The following is a 15897-nucleotide window of genomic DNA, read 5'->3' on the forward strand; positions in this document are numbered from 1 at the left end:
GCAGAACAGCAGGGCAGTACAGGAGGGAACGCCCGATGAATGAACCGCTGGCGCAGCGTATGCGCCCCAAAACGCTGGCCGAAGTCTGCGGCCAGCAGCATCTGCTGGCCCCAGGGCGGGTGTTCCGCCGCACCATCGAGAGCGGGCATATCCCCAATATGATCTTTTACGGCCCATCCGGCACAGGCAAGACCACCGTGGCCCGGATCATTGCCGAGAACAGCGGCATGACGCTCCACAAGCTCAACGGCACCTCCTGCGGCACGGGAGATATCAAGGCGGTGCTCAAGGATATCGGCACACTGGCCGGGGCGGGGGGCATCCTGCTGTACCTCGATGAGATCCAGTATCTGAACAAGAAACAGCAGCAAAGCCTGCTGGAGTGCATTGAGGACGGCACAGTGACCCTGATCGCCTCCACTACGGAGAACCCTTATTTTTACATCTATAACGCACTGCTTTCCCGCTGCACTGTGTTCGAGTTCAAATCGCTGACGGCTGCAGATGTGGAGCAGGGGCTGCGGAACGCCCTGAAAAAGCTTTCGGAGAGTGAGGGCGCGCCCATCCGGATGGAGGACGATGCCTGTGCCTATCTTGCTGAGAGCGCGGGCGGCGATCTGCGCAAGGCACTGGGCTGCCTTGATTTTGCTGTGACGGCGGCGGCTCCTGAACCGGAGGGGAAGCACATCACGCTGGACATGATCCAGCAGGTCACCCGCCGCACTGCCATGCGGTACGACCGGGACGGCGATGACCACTATGATATCGTGTCGGCTTACCAGAAATCCATGCGCGGCTCCGACCCGGATGCAGCGCTCCACTATCTGGCCCGGCTGCTGGAAGCCGGGGATCTGCCCTCGGCCTGCCGTCGGCTCATGGTGTGCGCCTGCGAGGATGTGGGCCTTGCCTACCCGCAGATCATCCCCATCGTAAAGGCGGCGGTGGATATCGCCAACGCGGTGGGCCTGCCCGAGGCACGGCTGGCCCTGGCGGATGCAGTTGTGCTGGTGGCGACCAGCCCAAAATCCAACAGCGCCCATGATGCCATCAACGCCGCCATTGCGGATGTGCAGGCAGGACGCACCGGGCCCATTCCCCGCCAGCTGCAGAACAAGCACTATGACGGCGAGGACGCGCTGGTAAAGGGCCAGAACTACAAGTACGCCCACGATTACCCCAACCACTGGGTCGAGCAGCAGTATCTGCCGGATGTGCTCAAGAATACAAAATACTACATCTTTGGGGAAAACAAGAACGAGCAGGCCTCCCGCGCATATTGGGCGCGGATCAAGGGCGAAGAGAACGTATAAAGGGAAGAGAAGGAGAGAGGAAGATGCGTTATTCCAAACAGCGGGAGCTGGTGCTGCGCACCGTGGAGCAGCTTTGCGACCACCCCACCGCCGAAGAGATCTTTGATAAGGCGGCCCCGGAGTGCCCGGGCCTGAGCCTGGGCACTGTCTACCGCAACCTGAACAGTCTGGTGGAGGCAGGCATGGTGCGCCGGGTGTCCATTCCGGGCAGGGCGGATCGTTTTGATCACACCCTGTGCTGGCACAGCCACCTCTACTGTACAGCCTGCGGCGGCGTGGTGGATGCCGATGTGGACGAGAAACAGGTGATGAGGCTGGTGCGCCGCCAGAAGGATGTTGTGGTGCAGGACTGCGCTGTGGTGCTGTTCGGCCTGTGTGAAGCATGCGCCAAAAAGCAGGCAGAAGGCTGAATTGCCCCGAAGGATTCTGAAATTTGCGGTTTCCCACTTGCCCTTATGGCAGAAAGAGGGTATACTAAAAAGAGCTTTTGAAAAATAAGGATGGTTTTTATTGGAATACATTAACTTTGAACACAACGAGACGGCTGCGGAGCTGGTGCGTGCGGCTTACGACACCCCGCCGCTGGCCTTTGTACACAGCTATGGCTGTCAGCAGAACGTCAACGATGGCGAGCGCATCAAGGGCGTGCTGGTGGATATCGGCTACGGCCTGTGCGATAAGCCCGAGGATGCAGACCTCATCCTCTTCAACACCTGCGCCGTGCGGGAGCACGCCGAGCAGCGCGTGTTTGGCAATGTGGGTGCGCTGAAGGGCCTGAAGGAGAAAAAGCGCGGCCTGATGATCGGCCTGTGTGGCTGCATGGCCAACCAGAAACATGTGGTAGAAAAACTGCGCAAGAGCTATCCCTATGTTGATCTGGTCTTTGGCGTGGATGGCATCGATACGCTGCCCCAGCTCATTGCTCAGAAGCTGCAGAAGCATAAGCGCGTGCTGATGGAGCCTGCCCAGCGCCCGGTCATCGTGGAGAACATTCCCATCCGGCGCGAGAGTGAGTTCCGCGCCTGGCTGCCCATCATGTATGGCTGCGACAATTTCTGCACCTACTGCATCGTACCTTATGTGCGGGGCCGTGAGAAGAGCCGCAAGCCCGGCGATATCCTGGCGGAGTTTCGGGGGCTGGTGGAAGCAGGATACAAGGAGATCACTCTGCTGGGCCAGAACGTGAACAGCTACGGCAAGGGCCTGGAGGAACAGGTGGACTTTGCTGATCTGCTCAATCTGCTCTGCGCTGTGCCCGGCGATTACCAGATCCGCTTTATGACCAGCCACCCGAAGGATGCCAGCCACAAGCTGATCGATACCATTGCGGCCCAGCCCCACCTGTGCAAGCACCTGCACCTGCCGGTGCAGTGCGGCTCGGATGAATTGCTGAAAAGGATGAACCGCCATTACACCATCGGGCAGTACATGGAGCTGATCGAGTACGCCCGCAAAAAGGTGCCCGGCATCACCTTTTCCAGCGATATCATCGTGGGCTTCCCCGGGGAAACGGAGGAGGATTTCCAGGGCACGCTGGAACTGGTGAAGAAAGTCGGCTACATGCAGCTGTTCACCTTTATCTACTCCAAGCGTACCGGCACCAAGGCTGCCGAAATGCCCGACCCCACCCCCCGCGCGGAGAAAACCGACCGGATGACCCGTCTGCTCAAGGTACAGGACGAGATCGCAATGGATCTGGTCCGGCAGCAGGTGGGCCAGACTGTCCGGGTGCTGGTGGAAGGCTATGGCCGCAGCGACGGCACCCTCTCCGGCCGGTTGGACAACAACCTGACCGTGGAGTTTGCCGCAGACCCCGCTCTGATGGGCAGCTACGCACAGGTGCACCTGACCGGTGCCCGCGCCACTGTCCTGCTGGGCGAACTGGAAACGTGATCCCGGGGCACACCGGCCTCAATGATAATCTAACTATAAAAACAAACACATCAAAGGAGATTTTTGATTATGGATTGCATCGATCTGTTCAAGCGCGCCGCTATGGCACTGCAGACTGACCCCCGTTACCTGGCTCTGGATCAGGCCCGCAAGGCAAACGACAAGGATGAGGAGCTGCAGAATCTCATCGGGGAGTTCAATCTGGCCCGCATGGATCTGAACAACGAGATCAGCAAGAGCGAGCGCAGTGATGAGCGCATCGCCGAGCTGAACACCAAGGTCAACGACCTGTACGGCAAGATCATGGCTGACGAGGGTATGACTGCTTACAACGAGGCAAAGCGCGACTGCGAGAACCTGGTTAACTACATTGATGCCATCATCAACACCGCAATGAACGGCGGCGACCCCATGACCGTGCAGGAGCCCAGTGAATCCTGCACCGGCAGCTGCTCCACCTGCGGCGGCTGCCACTAACAGGCAAAACGAGAACGCGGCTGCAAATCGCAGGCCGCGTTTTCCTTCCATTCGCAGTTACTTACTGCAAACCGACGGAAAGAAGCAAAGCGGCATAGCCCGCAGGAAAGGTGAACGATTATGGCAGAACTGTCGCCCATGATGCAGCAGTATATGGACATCAAGAAGCAGTATAAGGACGAGATCCTGTTTTACCGCATTGGCGACTTTTACGAGATGTTCTTTGACGATGCGCTGACCGCCTCCCGGGAGCTGGACCTGACCCTGACGGGCAAGCAGTGCGGCATGGAAGAGCGTGCCCCCATGTGCGGCGTGCCCTTCCACAGCTACGAGGGCTATGTGGCCCGCCTGATCGCCAAGGGATACAAGGTGGCGATCTGTGAGCAGATGGAGGACCCGTCCAAGGCAAAGGGACTGGTCAAGCGCGATATCATCCGGGTGGTCACGCCGGGCACTGTCATCGAGAGCAGTATGCTGCAGGATGACAAAAACAACTACATTGCAAGCATTTTTCTGAAAGGGAATGCGGCGGGCATCTGTTTTGCCGATGTTTCCACCGGCACGGCCCATATCACCGAGCTGAAACGGGAGAAGATCGTGCCTGCCGTGATCGCGGAGCTCTGCCGCTACCATCCCAGCGAGGTGCTGATGAATCCCGGAATGCTGGACTGCCGTGAGCTGACCGGCTATATCAAAAAGAACATGACCTGCTCTGTGGAGCTGGTGGAAGAGGAACGCTACGCCCCGGGCCTGGTGGCCATCTCGCTGGAAAATCAGTTTGGCCGCAATTGGGATGAGACCACCTCTATTGATAAAAAAGGTCTGGTGCGGTTTGCCATGGCCGCTCTTCTGGAATACCTGCACACCACCCAGATCAAAGGTGTGGAGCGCCTGAAGACCGTCATCAGCTACAATGAAGCCCAGTATATGCAGCTTTCGCCTGTGACGCGGGCCAACCTTGAACTCACCGAGACCCTGCGGGGCCGTGAGAAGCGGGGAACCCTGCTCTGGGTGCTGGACAAGACCAGCACTGCCATGGGCAAGCGACTGCTCCGCACCTGGATCGAGCAGCCGCTGCTTTCCAGCGATGCCATCAACCACCGTCTGGATGCTGTGGAAAGCCTGGTCAACCAAACCGTACAGCGCGGCGATCTGATCGAAGAACTGCATTACATCGCCGATCTGGAGCGTATGATGACCCGCACGGTCTACGGCTCGGCCACGCCCAAAGAAATCTATGCCATGGCGCAGACCTGTGAGCGCCTGCCCAGCCTGCGCCAGCAGGCCGAGAGCTGCGGCTGTGCCGAGCTCAGCGAGATCGTCTCCAGGATCGACCCGCTGAGCGATATCAAGGACAAGATCTATGCCGCTGTGGATCCTGACGCACCTTCTACCCTGAAGGATGGCGGTGTCATTGCCAAGGGCTACCACCCCGAGGTGGACGAGCTGCGTTCCATCCGCGATAACACCAAGGGCGTGCTGGCTCAGCTCGAGACCCGCCTGCGGCAGGAGACCGGCATCCCCAAGCTGAAGATCGGCTATAACCACGTGTTTGGCTATTTCATCGAGGTCAGCAACTCTTATAAGGCACAGGTACCGGAGAGCTACATCCGCAAGCAGACCCTGACCACCGGCGAACGCTACATCACACAGGAGCTCAAGGAACTGGAAAATAAGATCCTGGGTGCTCACGAGCGGCTGATCGCTCTGGAACACCGGCTGTTCAATGAGCTGCTGGAAAGCATTGGTGCCCAGCTCGACCGCATCCAGCGTACAGCCAACGCCGTGGCAGAGCTGGACGTGCTGGCCGCTCTGGCTCAGGTGGCAGCAGAAAACAACTACTGCCGCCCCACTGTGGATGAGAGCGACCAGCTGACCATCGTGGAGGGCCGCCACCCTGTGGTGGAGCAGATGCTCAAGGGCAGTCTGTTCGTACCCAACGATACCACCCTGAACTGCGGCGAGGATCGCTGCCTCATCATCACCGGCCCTAACATGGCGGGCAAATCGACCTATATGCGCCAGAATGCGCTGATTGCCCTGATGGCACAGATCGGTTCCTTTGTTCCGGCCAGAGAGTGCCATGTGGGTGTAGTGGATGCCATCTTTACCCGCATCGGCGCATCGGATGACCTTTCGGCAGGTCAGTCTACCTTTATGGTGGAGATGACCGAGGTGGCAGAGATCCTGAAGAACGCTACCTCCCGCAGTCTGGTGGTGCTGGACGAGATCGGGCGCGGTACATCTACCTTTGACGGCATGAGCATTGCCCGCGCCGTGGTGGAGCACATCAGCGACCCTGCCAAGGGACTGGGCTGCAAAACCCTTTTTGCCACCCATTACCACGAGCTGACGGACCTTGAGGGCACCATCAGCGGCGTGAAAAATTACAACATTGCGGTGAAAAAACGGGGTGAGGACATCACCTTCCTGCGCCGCATCGTCCGCGGCCCTGCCGATGACAGCTATGGCATCGAGGTGGCAAAGCTGGCCGGTCTGCCCGGCACTGTGACCCGCCGCGCCCACGAGGTGCTGCGCGCACTGGAAGCCACTGCCCCCAAGAACAAGGTGGAGCAGATGGACTTTGACGCGCTGCAGGAGTATAACTCTCCCGCAGTGCCCAGCGAGGTGCTGGAAAAACTGGATGCGCTGGATGTGGAAACGCTGACCCCCATTGAAGCGCTGAATTTCCTGTACGAGCTGAAAAAGATCTTGAAGGGCAGCCTGAACGGCTGATTTCCTGAAAAATCCTAAAAAACAGGGGAGGGAACGAATATGGCAGTCATCCATGTTCTGGACAAGCACACGGCAGAGCTCATTGCAGCCGGTGAGGTGGTGGAGCGGCCTGCTTCCGTGGTGAAGGAGCTGCTGGAAAACGCCATTGATGCCGGAGCAAGCCAGATCACCGTGACCATTGAATCAGGCGGCGTGAAGCTGATCGAGATCAGCGATAATGGCTCGGGCATTGAAGCAGAGTATATCCCCACGGCATTCATCCGCCACGCCACCAGTAAGATCCGGACGGAGGATGATCTGAACCATATCCACACCCTGGGCTTCCGTGGAGAAGCGCTGGCTTCCATTGCCAGCGTGGCGCGGGTAGAAGTACTGACCCGTACTGAGAACGACGAGTGCGCCTCCGTCTACCGCATCGAGGGCGGAGAGGATTATCCGCTGGAGCCCGGTGCACGCGGCGTGGGCACTACCATCCGGGTGCAGGATCTGTTCTACAACACCCCGGCCCGGATGAAGTTCCTCAAAAAGGATTCCAGCGAGGGTACCTTTGTGGCGGATATTGTGGCCCATGTGGCCCTGAGCCACCCCGAGGTCAGCTTCAAGTTTATCCGGGAAGGCAAGCTGCAGTATGTCACCCCCGGTGACGGCAAGCTGCGTAGTGCCGCCTACGCGGTGCTGGGCCGGGAATTCAGCCGTGACCTCATGGAACTGGACAATCAGGAGGGGGTCTACCGGGTGTGGGGCCTCATCACCCAGCCCAGGAGCTGCCGCGCCAGCCGCAGTATGCAGTATTTCTACATCAATGGGCGCTATGTCCGTAACCGCACCATGATGGCGGCCATGGAAACAGCGTTCAAAGGCACCACGATGCAGGGCAAGTTCCCTGGAGGAATCTTGCTTCTGGAAATGCCCGCTGACCTTGTGGATGTCAATGTCCACCCGGCCAAGACTGAGGTGCGCTTTGCCCGGGAAAACGATATCTTTGACCTCGTTTATCATGCTGTCAAGCTGGCACTGGCCCAACCGGGCACTGGAGAGCGGCGTTTTGCCTTTGAAGAGGATAAAAAAGATGAAAAATCCAACAAATCTGAAATAAGTGATAACGCGACAGAAAGTGATGTAAAGAAGAACAACTTTACAGGACTTTCTGCCATCATTCCGGGCCAGGCTGAGCCGGGAATGCTCCATGAGCATACCCCTCAGCCCCAGCGGAGCTTCCGGAGCTTCACTCCGGCACCGGCAGCAGCACCGCCGTCCCGTCCGGCACCTGCAAGCCACCCGGATATCCTGCCTTTGCCGGGCACTGCCGAGGAAAAGCCGACAGAGCACAGCTGGACAACGGTTGCATCGGGCCTGCCCATCCGGCAGGATGCCACCCTGCACAGCCCGGCATCAGCTCCCACGGAGAGTGAGCCTGAAGCACCCGCCTTTGCCGCAGCGCTGGGAGAAGGTGCATTGGATGTTGAGCCGGACGGCGTAGATCTGCCCGAACATCAGGACCACATGGCGGCATGGGATCCTGCCCCCAAGGAGGAAATGCCTGCCGCCCCAGCTCCGCAGCAGACCTCTGCTGCCGAGGACACGCCGGAACAGCTGGGCTTTGACGTGCAGGAAGGCCCTGCCCCTCTGCGCTATGTGGGTGAGATCTTCAAGACCTACATCCTTGCCGAGCGCGGGGAGGAGATCTGCATCATTGATAAGCATGCCGCCCACGAGCGCCAGCTTTTCGAGAAGCTGGCGGCAAACTATGGGGATGTTCCGGCCCAGCTGCTGCTGGAGCCGCTGGTGGTGGAGCTGTCGGCAGAGGAAAAGACTGCGCTCCTCTCCAACCTTGAGCTGCTGGAAAGCGCAGGACTGGAGATCGATGACTTTGGCGGCAACAGCGTGTTTCTGCGCTCTGTGCCCGCGGATGTGGAACAGGGCAGTGCCGAGGATCTGCTGGTGGAGCTGGCGGATAAGCTCTCCAAGGGCAGCCGCGATGCCCTGAGCGAAAAGACCGAGTGGGTGCTCCATTCCATCTCCTGCCGCGCGGCCATTAAAGCGGGGGATAAGACCTCCCCGCAGGAGCTGATGGCACTGGCCGAAAAGATCCTCTCGGGCGAGGTACCGCCCTTCTGCCCCCATGGTCGGCCTTGTGTCCTTAAATTGACCCGGAAGGAGCTGGAAAAACAGTTTGGACGGATCGTGTAACAAAAAGCACCCGGTGCTGGCCGTGGTCGGCCCCACAGCTTCCGGCAAGACCGCGTTGGGTGTTGCACTGGCCGAGCAGTTCGGCGGTGAGATCATCAGCGCCGATTCGATGCAGATCTACAAAGGTCTTGATGTGGGCACCGCCAAGGTGACCCCCGAGGAGACTCGCGGCATTCCGCACCATGGGGTGGATATCCTGCAGCCTGATGAACCGTTCAGCGTGGCAGATTTCACCGCGCTGGCCGGGGCGCTGGAACGTGAGATCTCCGGCAGAGGACATCTGCCCATCCTCGTGGGCGGCACCGGGCTCTATGTCCAGAGCTTTTTGTATGGTATCCGCTTTGCCGCTGAGAAAACGCCGGACGGTTTGCGGGAACAGCTGGCCGCGGAACTGAATAAAAAGGGTCCGGAGGCCATGTATGCGGAGCTGCAGGCGGTGGACCCCGAAGCGGCGGCGGCCATCCATCCGAACAACCATGTCCGGGTGCTGCGGGCGCTGGAACATTACCGCGCCACCGGCAAAAAGCTCAGTGAGCAGAAAGCTGACTCACTCCCCCCCGAAAAGCCCTACCGTTCTCTCATCCTTGGGCTGGATTTCCCGGAGCGCGCCCAGCTCTACCGCCGCATCGACCTGCGGGTGGATCAGATGATGGAGCAGGATCTGCTGAACGAGGCAAAATGTGTGTGGGAACACCGGGACACCTATAAAACGGCGGCCCAGGCCATCGGATACAAAGAATTCTTCCCATACTTTGCGGGGGAAAGTACACTTGCCCCCTGTGTGGAGAAGCTGAAACAGGCATCCCGCAACTATGCCAAGCGCCAGCTGACCTGGTTCCGCCACATGGAGGGCATCTGCTGGCTGGATGCCTCTGCCCCGGATGTCCGGGAACAGGCCGCACATCTCACAAATGAATTTTTAGCGAAAGGATGAGCGATATGCAGGAAGAAAACCGCGAGGGCATCTCCGGCGCACTGAAAACGCTGGCCGCTGTCGTCATCGTGTTTTTGCTGCTGGCGGCATTGTATGTGGGCTATCAGGCAATGCAGGTGCTGTTTCCGCCCAATACCTACGAGACCGCCCTGCTGGCTACGGTGGAGGACACCGTGGATGCCGAGGGCGTGCTCCTGTTTGAGGAAAGCTACGTTGCGGGCGGCGGCACGCTGGGGTATCTGGTGGCAGACGGCGAGCGTGTTTCGGCAGGCACAGCGGTGGCTGAGATCTACAGCGATGCAGCGCAGGCTTCTCTGCGCCAGCAGCTGACCCAGATCAATGACCAGATCGACCTGCTGCAGCGCTCCCAGAACACCACTTCGGTGCAGCTGGAATCCCTGCGCAAGAACCGTTCCGCTGCTCTGTACGACCTGATGGATTCGCTGGATGCAGGGGACTACGAGGATACCGATGCGGAGAAGGAAAATTACATTCTGGCCCAGAACAAGCTCTGGGTCATCACCGGCGAGGTGGCCAGCTTCTCCGACCAGATCACCGCGCTGACCCAGCAGGCCGCCACGGTGCAGTCCCAGCTGGGCAATCCGTCCCAGATCACGGCCCCGCAGACAGGCTATTTCATCCGCAGCTCCAGCTCCGGGCGGCTGAACGCTGGTTCTGCCGATATCCTTGCGCTGGATGCAGCCAACCTGAAAGCCTACGTTGAATCCTCCCCGGAGATCGCGCTGGACGGCTGCGCGGGAAAGATCGTTTCTGGCTTTACCTGGTACTATGCCGGGGTGTGCTCGGCCAAACAGGCGGAAAAGCTGCTGGGCAGGGACGGCAAGCCCTTGACCAAGAGCGTTGAGATCCGCTTTCCCGGTCAGGTGGAAACGCCCCTCAAGGCAAAGGTCAGCGAGGTGAACATCGATGCGGAAAACGACATTGCCCGTTTCGTCCTCTCCTGCGAGATCATCAACGGCGACGTGCTCCGGCTGAACTGTGCCGATGCCCAGATCATCGTGGGCCGCAACACCGGCCTGCGGGTGCCTGCTGCTGCGGTGCACTACCTCAAGGAGGACGGTTCCGAGGCAGAAAGCCAGGGTGAGAACTACATCCCCGGTGTGTACGTGAAGTACGGCAACCTGGCCCGCTTCTGCCGCATCGACCCTGTGGACGATGCCCATCCGCAGATCACAGACGGTGATGACCTCATCGTTTTGCCCAGCGGAACGGCTGGTTCTGTCAGTCAGGTTCGGCTTTATGACGAGATTATTGTCTCCGGACAAAATTTGTATGATGGAAAACTTTTGTAGTTATTGACATCTGCGGCAAAAAATCCGATAATAGTAAAAGCTATTTGCATCTCTTTTGCAAAAGGCGCCAGGCAGCTGCGGCTGCCCGAATGAAAGGAGCAGATACTATGTCTTTCGTGGATAGTCTCAAAAAGGGCCTTTTCGGCGGGGAGGACGATTACGACGATCAGTACATCGACGACGGCCCCCAGATGGTGAACAATAACAGCGGTCTCGGCGTTGGCATGGACGATGCAGAGGAAGAGCCGGTGGAGGGTGCCCAGAAGAAGAACAAGGTGGTCAACATCCACGCCACCACCCAGCTCAAGGTCGTTCTGGTAAAGCCCGAGCGCTTTGAGGATGCCAGCACCATTGCAGACCACCTGAACAACAAGCGCACGGTCGTGCTGAATCTGGAGTCTACCAACAAGGAAGTTTCCCGCCGTCTGGTGGATTTCCTGTCCGGCGTGGCTTATGCCAACAACGGCCAGATCAAGCGCGTTGCCAACAGCACCTTCATCATTACCCCGTACAACGTGGACATTATGGGCGATCTGCTGGACGAGCTGGAGAACAATGGCGCGTTCTATTGATCCTGCTCCCAGGGCAGTGCGGGGCTTTGTGCCCGCCCGCACCGATGAAGAGCGCTTTCTGATGCGGCATGTAGAAGATCTGGCCCGCGCGGCCGAGGGACGCGGCATTGCCCGCTACTCCGGCTTTTTGAGCGACAGGGAACAGGATCTGGCCCGCGCGGCGCTGAACCGTGCCGATGTGCCGGAGAGCGACCATCACTTTGAAGGCGGCTGGCCCGGGGCAGAGCGGAAGCTGCTCTGCCTGGAGCCAGAGGGCTGCTACCCTGCAAGCCCGCTGTGCTGCGTGAAGCTGACCTGCCGTACCCTTTCTGGGGCGGCACTGCCGGGCCACAAGGATTATCTGGGCAGCCTGATGGGGCTGGAGCTGCGGCGGGAAGCGCTGGGAGACATCGTGCTCCCGGCCGATACACCGGGCACTGCCTATGTCTTTGCGCTGGAAACGGCGGGGGAGCTCATCTGCCGAGAACTGCTGCAGGTGGGCCGGACAGAGGTCACCACCACGCTGCTTTCGCTGGATGAGGTTCCCGAATTCCCGCAGGCAGAGCGCAAAACGCAGACAGCCACCGTGTCCTCTTTGCGGCTGGACGCTGTGCTTGCGGCCATGCTCCATTGCAGCCGTGGGCAGGCGTGTGAGTGGATCGCGGCGGGCCGGGTGGAGATCAACCACCTGCCTGCCGAAAGTGCCCACGCCCCGGTGTATGAGGGTGATGTATTCACGGTGCGCGGCAAGGGGCGCTTTGGCCTGACGGCCCTGCCCGGAAAAAGCAAAAAAGACCGATCGATCATCGAGTTTTTTCAATATTGAATGAAAAGGGAGGAAACCACTATGCTGACCCCGCAGGATGTGCGTGCTGCACAGTTTGAAAAGAACATCCGCGGCTACCGGACCGAAGAGGTGGACCGTTTCCTGGATAAAGTAGAGGAGCAGCTGAAGCAGGATGAAGATCAGGCTGAGGAACTGCGCCGCCAGATCGCTGAGCTGACCGCCGAGAATCAGCGTCTGCACAAGGAAATGGAGAGCTACGAGGCTGACGGCGATATGCTCAAGAGTGCGCTGATCAATGCCCAGCGAATGGGTGAGAATGTTATCCGGGAAGCAAACCAGAAGTCGGAAGAGATCCTGCATCGCGCAAATCTGCGCGGTGATGATATTATCCGTGATGCCAACGAGCTGCTGCAAAAAGCCAGTGACCGCGCGGATGAGATCATCAACGAGGCAAACGAGAAAAAGCTTGCCCAGGAGCGCGAGTATGACCGCGTCCGGCTGGAAGTGACCCGCTTCAAGTCCGATGTGCTGAACCTGTACCGCAGCCATGTTGAGTCTCTGAGCCGCCTGCCTGAGTTCCAGAAGGAGGAGCCCGCTGAGGATGCTCCTGCCGAGGACGAGGCGGCAGCCGCCGATACCACTGCCGCCGCTGTGACCGAGGAGATCGCAGAGGCACAGCCTGCTGCAGCGGATGTGGATGCTGAGGACGAGACCCCTGCGGATGAAAAGACCAGCGAGGAGTTCTGGGCACAGGACGAGAGCCAGCTCAAGCTCGACCCGCCCCCGGCCCCTGCTGCCGAGGATGAGACTGCAGCGCCGGACTACGCCGCTTTTAAGGGCGTGAAGTTCAGCGAGTGATCCCAAAGCGTTTTAGTAAATTAGAGGAGTGTGTAACCATTGGCTAAGAATAAGTCCCAGTACGATAGTACCCTGAATCTGCCCAAGACTCTGTTTGAGATGCGTGCCGGTCTGCCCAAGAAGGAGCCCGCCATGCTGGAGGATTGGGAGAAGAACGACCTGTACAACAACCTGATCAAGCACAACGACGGCAAGCCCAAGTTTGTCCTGCACGACGGCCCTCCGTATGCAAACGGCAACATCCACATGGGCACCGCCCTGAACAAGATCATCAAGGATATCATCATCCGCGACAAGAACATGGAGGGCTTCCAGGCTCCCTATGTGCCCGGCTTTGATACCCACGGCCTGCCCATTGAGCTGAAGGCTCTGTCCTCTCTGGGCGAGAAGAAGAAGGACATCTCCAAGCTGGAGCTGCGCCAGATCTGCGAAAAGTTCGCCACCGAGCATATCGACATTATGAGCGACCAGTTCAAGCGTCTGGGCGTTATCGGTGACTTTGAGCACCCCTACCTGACCCTGAAGCCTGAGTTCGAGGCCCGCCAGATCGAGATCTTTGGCGAGATGGCCAAGAAGGGCTACATCTACAAGGGCCTGAAGCCTGTGTACTGGTGCCCCGACTGCCGCACCGCTCTGGCTGAGGCAGAGATCGAGTACGGCGAGGACGACTGCGATTCCATCTTCGTCCGCTTCCATGTATCTCAGGACCCCAACGGTGTGCTGGCAAAGCACGGCATCCCGATGGATAAGACCTACTTCGTGATCTGGACCACCACCACCTGGACCCTGCCCGCCAACGAGGCCATCTGCCTGAACGGTGCCTTTGAGTATTCCTTTGTCAAGATCGGCGAGGAGTACCATATCATGGCCACCGAGCTGGTCAAGAGCGTGATGGATGCCTGCCATATTGAGAACTACGAGATCGTGGGCGAGCCTGTTTCCGGCGCTGAGTTCGAGCTGATGCGCTATCATCACGTCTACCTGCCAAAGGAGGGCATTGTCATCCTGGGTGACCATGTCACGCTGGAAAGCGGTTCCGGCTGCGTCCACACCGCAGGCGGCCACGGCGTGGATGACTTCAATGTTTCTCAGAAGTACAACGTGCCCATCACTGTTCCTGTGGACGATGGCGGCTGCCTGACGGAGCTGGCCGGTAAGTACGCAGGTCAGCGTGTCTGGGCTGCCAACAAGACCATTCTGGCCGACCTGACCGAAGCCGGTGCCATCATGGGTCAGGTGCACATCAAGCATCAGTACCCCCACTGCTGGCGCTGCCACAACCCCATCATCTTCCGTGCCACCGAGCAGTGGTTCTGCTCTGTTGCCAAGTTCCGTGACGATGTCTACAAGGCCATCGACACCGTGAAGTGGATGCCTGACTGGGGCCACGACCGCATGAAGGGCATGGTCCGTGACCGCAACGACTGGTGCATCAGCCGTCAGCGTACCTGGGGCGTGCCCATCCCGGCTTTCTACTGCAAGAAGTGCGGCGCTTACCACATCACCGATGCCACCATCAAGGCTGTCAGCGAGCTGTTCCGCAAGGAGGGCTCCGATGCCTGGTATAAGTACGAGGCAGAGCAGATCATCCCCGCAGGTGAAGTCTGCGAGAAGTGCGGCGCTTCCGAGTGGACCAAGGATACCGACATCATGGATGTCTGGTTTGATTCCGGTTCCACCCACGCTGCCGTTCTGGAGGAGCGCCCGGAGCTGAGCTTCCCGGCCGACATGTATATGGAGGGCGGCGACCAGTTCCGCGGCTGGTTCCAGTCCAGCCTGCTGACCAGCGTGGCTGCTAAGGGCTGCGCACCTTACAAGTCTGTTCTGTGCCACGGCTGGGTCGTGGACGAGCAGGGCAAGCAGATGCACAAGAGCGCCGGCAACGGCGTGGAGCCCAGCGAGATCATCAAGGACTACGGTGCGGATATCATCCGCCTGTGGGTCGCTTCTTCCGACTACACTGTGGATGTGCGCGCCGGTAAGAATATCTTCAAGCAGCTGAGCGAGGCTTACCGCAAGATCCGCAACACCGCCCGCTTCATTCTGGGCAATCTGGACGGCTTTGACCCCAACACCGATTGTGTGGCAGATGACCAGCTGCAGGAGATCGACCGCTGGGCACTGGCTGCTCTGGATGACCTGATCGTGAATGCCAAGGCAGGTTACGATGTGTATGACTTCAACAAGGTCTATCACGCCGTCTACAACTTCTGCGTTGTTGCCATGTCCAACTTCTACCTGGATGTGACCAAGGACCGCCTGTACTGCACCAACGGTGTGGGCCGCAAGGCTGCCCAGACCACCATGTACAAGATCCTGGTCGCTCTGGACAAGATCATTGCCCCCATCCTCTGCTTCACCAGCCAGGAGATCTGGGACTTCCTGCCCAAGACTGAAGGCATGAACAAGTACGTTGTGTTCGAGGCAATGCCCAAGGCAGGCCAGTACGCTGCAGACGATGCCTTCAAGGCCAAGTGGGCACAGCTCATTGCTGTCCGTGACGAGGTCAAGAAGGTGCTGGAGCAGGCCCGTGCAGAAAAGACCATCGGTGCTTCTTTGGAAGCTTCCGTTACCCTGTACTGCAATGATGCCGTCTATGACCTGCTGAACAGCATTCCCATGGACGAGCTGGCTGACCTGATGATCGTCTCCCATGTGGAACTGGTCAAGGGCGAGGGTGGTTCCGCCTCCGCTGTTGAGGGTCTGGGCGTTGCTGCTGCACATGCCACCGGCGAGAAGTGCGAGCGCTGCTGGAAGTATTCTGCAGACATCGGCACTCATGCCGCACATCCCACCCTCTGCGCACGCTGCGCAAGCGTGGTGGAAGCATAAGCCTTCCTGAAATAAA

12 protein-coding genes are annotated in these 15897 nt (G+C 59.0%); all 12 read left to right on the forward strand.

Translation table 11 applies throughout. From position 1 onward, the window contains the following. Positions 1-35: 35 nt before the first annotated feature. Positions 36-1310, forward strand: a complete 1275-nt coding sequence (locus D3F01_RS00370; RefSeq protein WP_242885459.1) for a replication-associated recombination protein A — start codon at positions 36-38, stop codon at positions 1308-1310. Positions 1311-1333: 23 nt separating this feature from the next. After that, entirely contained in the window at positions 1334-1720 is a 387-nt protein-coding gene (locus tag D3F01_RS00375; RefSeq protein ID WP_098922258.1) for a transcriptional repressor, read from the forward strand. A 100-nt stretch (positions 1721-1820) separates the two neighbouring features. After that, a complete protein-coding gene (gene miaB, locus D3F01_RS00380; RefSeq protein ID WP_156064540.1) occupies positions 1821-3203 on the forward strand; it encodes a tRNA (N6-isopentenyl adenosine(37)-C2)-methylthiotransferase MiaB in 1383 nt (460 codons plus the stop codon). 69 nt (positions 3204-3272) lie between these two features. Continuing rightward, a complete protein-coding gene (locus tag D3F01_RS00385) occupies positions 3273-3680 on the forward strand; it encodes a YlbF family regulator (protein WP_005934385.1) in 408 nt (135 codons plus the stop codon). Between the two features lie 120 nt (positions 3681-3800). Further along, positions 3801-6416: a DNA mismatch repair protein MutS gene (gene mutS / locus D3F01_RS00390; RefSeq protein WP_242885461.1), complete on the forward strand. Its 2616-nt coding sequence runs from the start codon at positions 3801-3803 to the stop codon at positions 6414-6416. A gap of 39 nt (positions 6417-6455) precedes the next feature. After that, positions 6456-8606, forward strand: coding sequence for a DNA mismatch repair endonuclease MutL (gene mutL / locus D3F01_RS00395; RefSeq protein ID WP_242885463.1), 2151 nt, complete (start codon positions 6456-6458; stop codon positions 8604-8606). A 13-nt stretch (positions 8607-8619) separates the two neighbouring features. Beyond that, entirely contained in the window at positions 8620-9540 is a 921-nt protein-coding gene (gene miaA / locus D3F01_RS00400; RefSeq protein WP_242885877.1) for a tRNA (adenosine(37)-N6)-dimethylallyltransferase MiaA, read from the forward strand. Positions 9541-9545: 5 nt separating this feature from the next. After that, positions 9546-10853, forward strand: coding sequence for an HlyD family efflux transporter periplasmic adaptor subunit (locus tag D3F01_RS00405; RefSeq protein ID WP_242885464.1), 1308 nt, complete (start codon positions 9546-9548; stop codon positions 10851-10853). Between the two features lie 107 nt (positions 10854-10960). Then, on the forward strand, positions 10961-11425 hold the full coding sequence (locus D3F01_RS00410) for a cell division protein SepF (RefSeq protein ID WP_035394461.1): 465 nt from the start codon (positions 10961-10963) through the stop codon (positions 11423-11425). Continuing rightward, positions 11409-12230: a S4 domain-containing protein gene (locus tag D3F01_RS00415; protein ID WP_154276089.1), complete on the forward strand. Its 822-nt coding sequence runs from the start codon at positions 11409-11411 to the stop codon at positions 12228-12230. The genes D3F01_RS00410 and D3F01_RS00415 overlap by 17 nt, the downstream gene beginning before the upstream one ends. Positions 12231-12251: 21 nt before the next feature. Further along, positions 12252-13049 (forward strand): DivIVA domain-containing protein, encoded by a 798-nt coding sequence (locus D3F01_RS00420; protein ID WP_242885466.1) that lies wholly within the window; start codon positions 12252-12254, stop codon positions 13047-13049. Between the two features lie 39 nt (positions 13050-13088). Beyond that, positions 13089-15881, forward strand: a complete 2793-nt coding sequence (gene ileS, locus D3F01_RS00425) for an isoleucine--tRNA ligase (RefSeq protein WP_278251972.1) — start codon at positions 13089-13091, stop codon at positions 15879-15881. Positions 15882-15897 lie beyond the last annotated feature (16 nt).

It is taken from the genome of Faecalibacterium sp. BCRC 81149, assembly GCF_022750605.1.
Taxonomy (GTDB): Bacteria; Bacillota; Clostridia; order Oscillospirales; family Ruminococcaceae; genus Faecalibacterium; species Faecalibacterium duncaniae.

Bases quoted from the DNA above. Each gene is read 5' to 3' on its own strand.
- D3F01_RS00420 (WP_242885466.1), top strand. From the start codon at position 12,252: ATGCTGACCCCGCAGGATGTGCGTGCTGCACAGTTTGAAAAGAACATC.
- mutL (WP_242885463.1), top strand. From the start codon at position 6,456: ATGGCAGTCATCCATGTTCTGGACAAGCACACGGCAGAGCTCATTGCA.
- D3F01_RS00370 (WP_242885459.1), top strand. From the start codon at position 36: ATGAATGAACCGCTGGCGCAGCGTATGCGCCCCAAAACGCTGGCCGAA.
- mutS (WP_242885461.1), top strand. From the start codon at position 3,801: ATGGCAGAACTGTCGCCCATGATGCAGCAGTATATGGACATCAAGAAG.
- D3F01_RS00415 (WP_154276089.1), top strand. From the start codon at position 11,409: ATGGCGCGTTCTATTGATCCTGCTCCCAGGGCAGTGCGGGGCTTTGTG.
- D3F01_RS00375 (WP_098922258.1), top strand. From the start codon at position 1,334: ATGCGTTATTCCAAACAGCGGGAGCTGGTGCTGCGCACCGTGGAGCAG.
- D3F01_RS00385 (WP_005934385.1), top strand. From the start codon at position 3,273: ATGGATTGCATCGATCTGTTCAAGCGCGCCGCTATGGCACTGCAGACT.
- D3F01_RS00410 (WP_035394461.1), top strand. From the start codon at position 10,961: ATGTCTTTCGTGGATAGTCTCAAAAAGGGCCTTTTCGGCGGGGAGGAC.
- D3F01_RS00405 (WP_242885464.1), top strand. From the start codon at position 9,546: ATGCAGGAAGAAAACCGCGAGGGCATCTCCGGCGCACTGAAAACGCTG.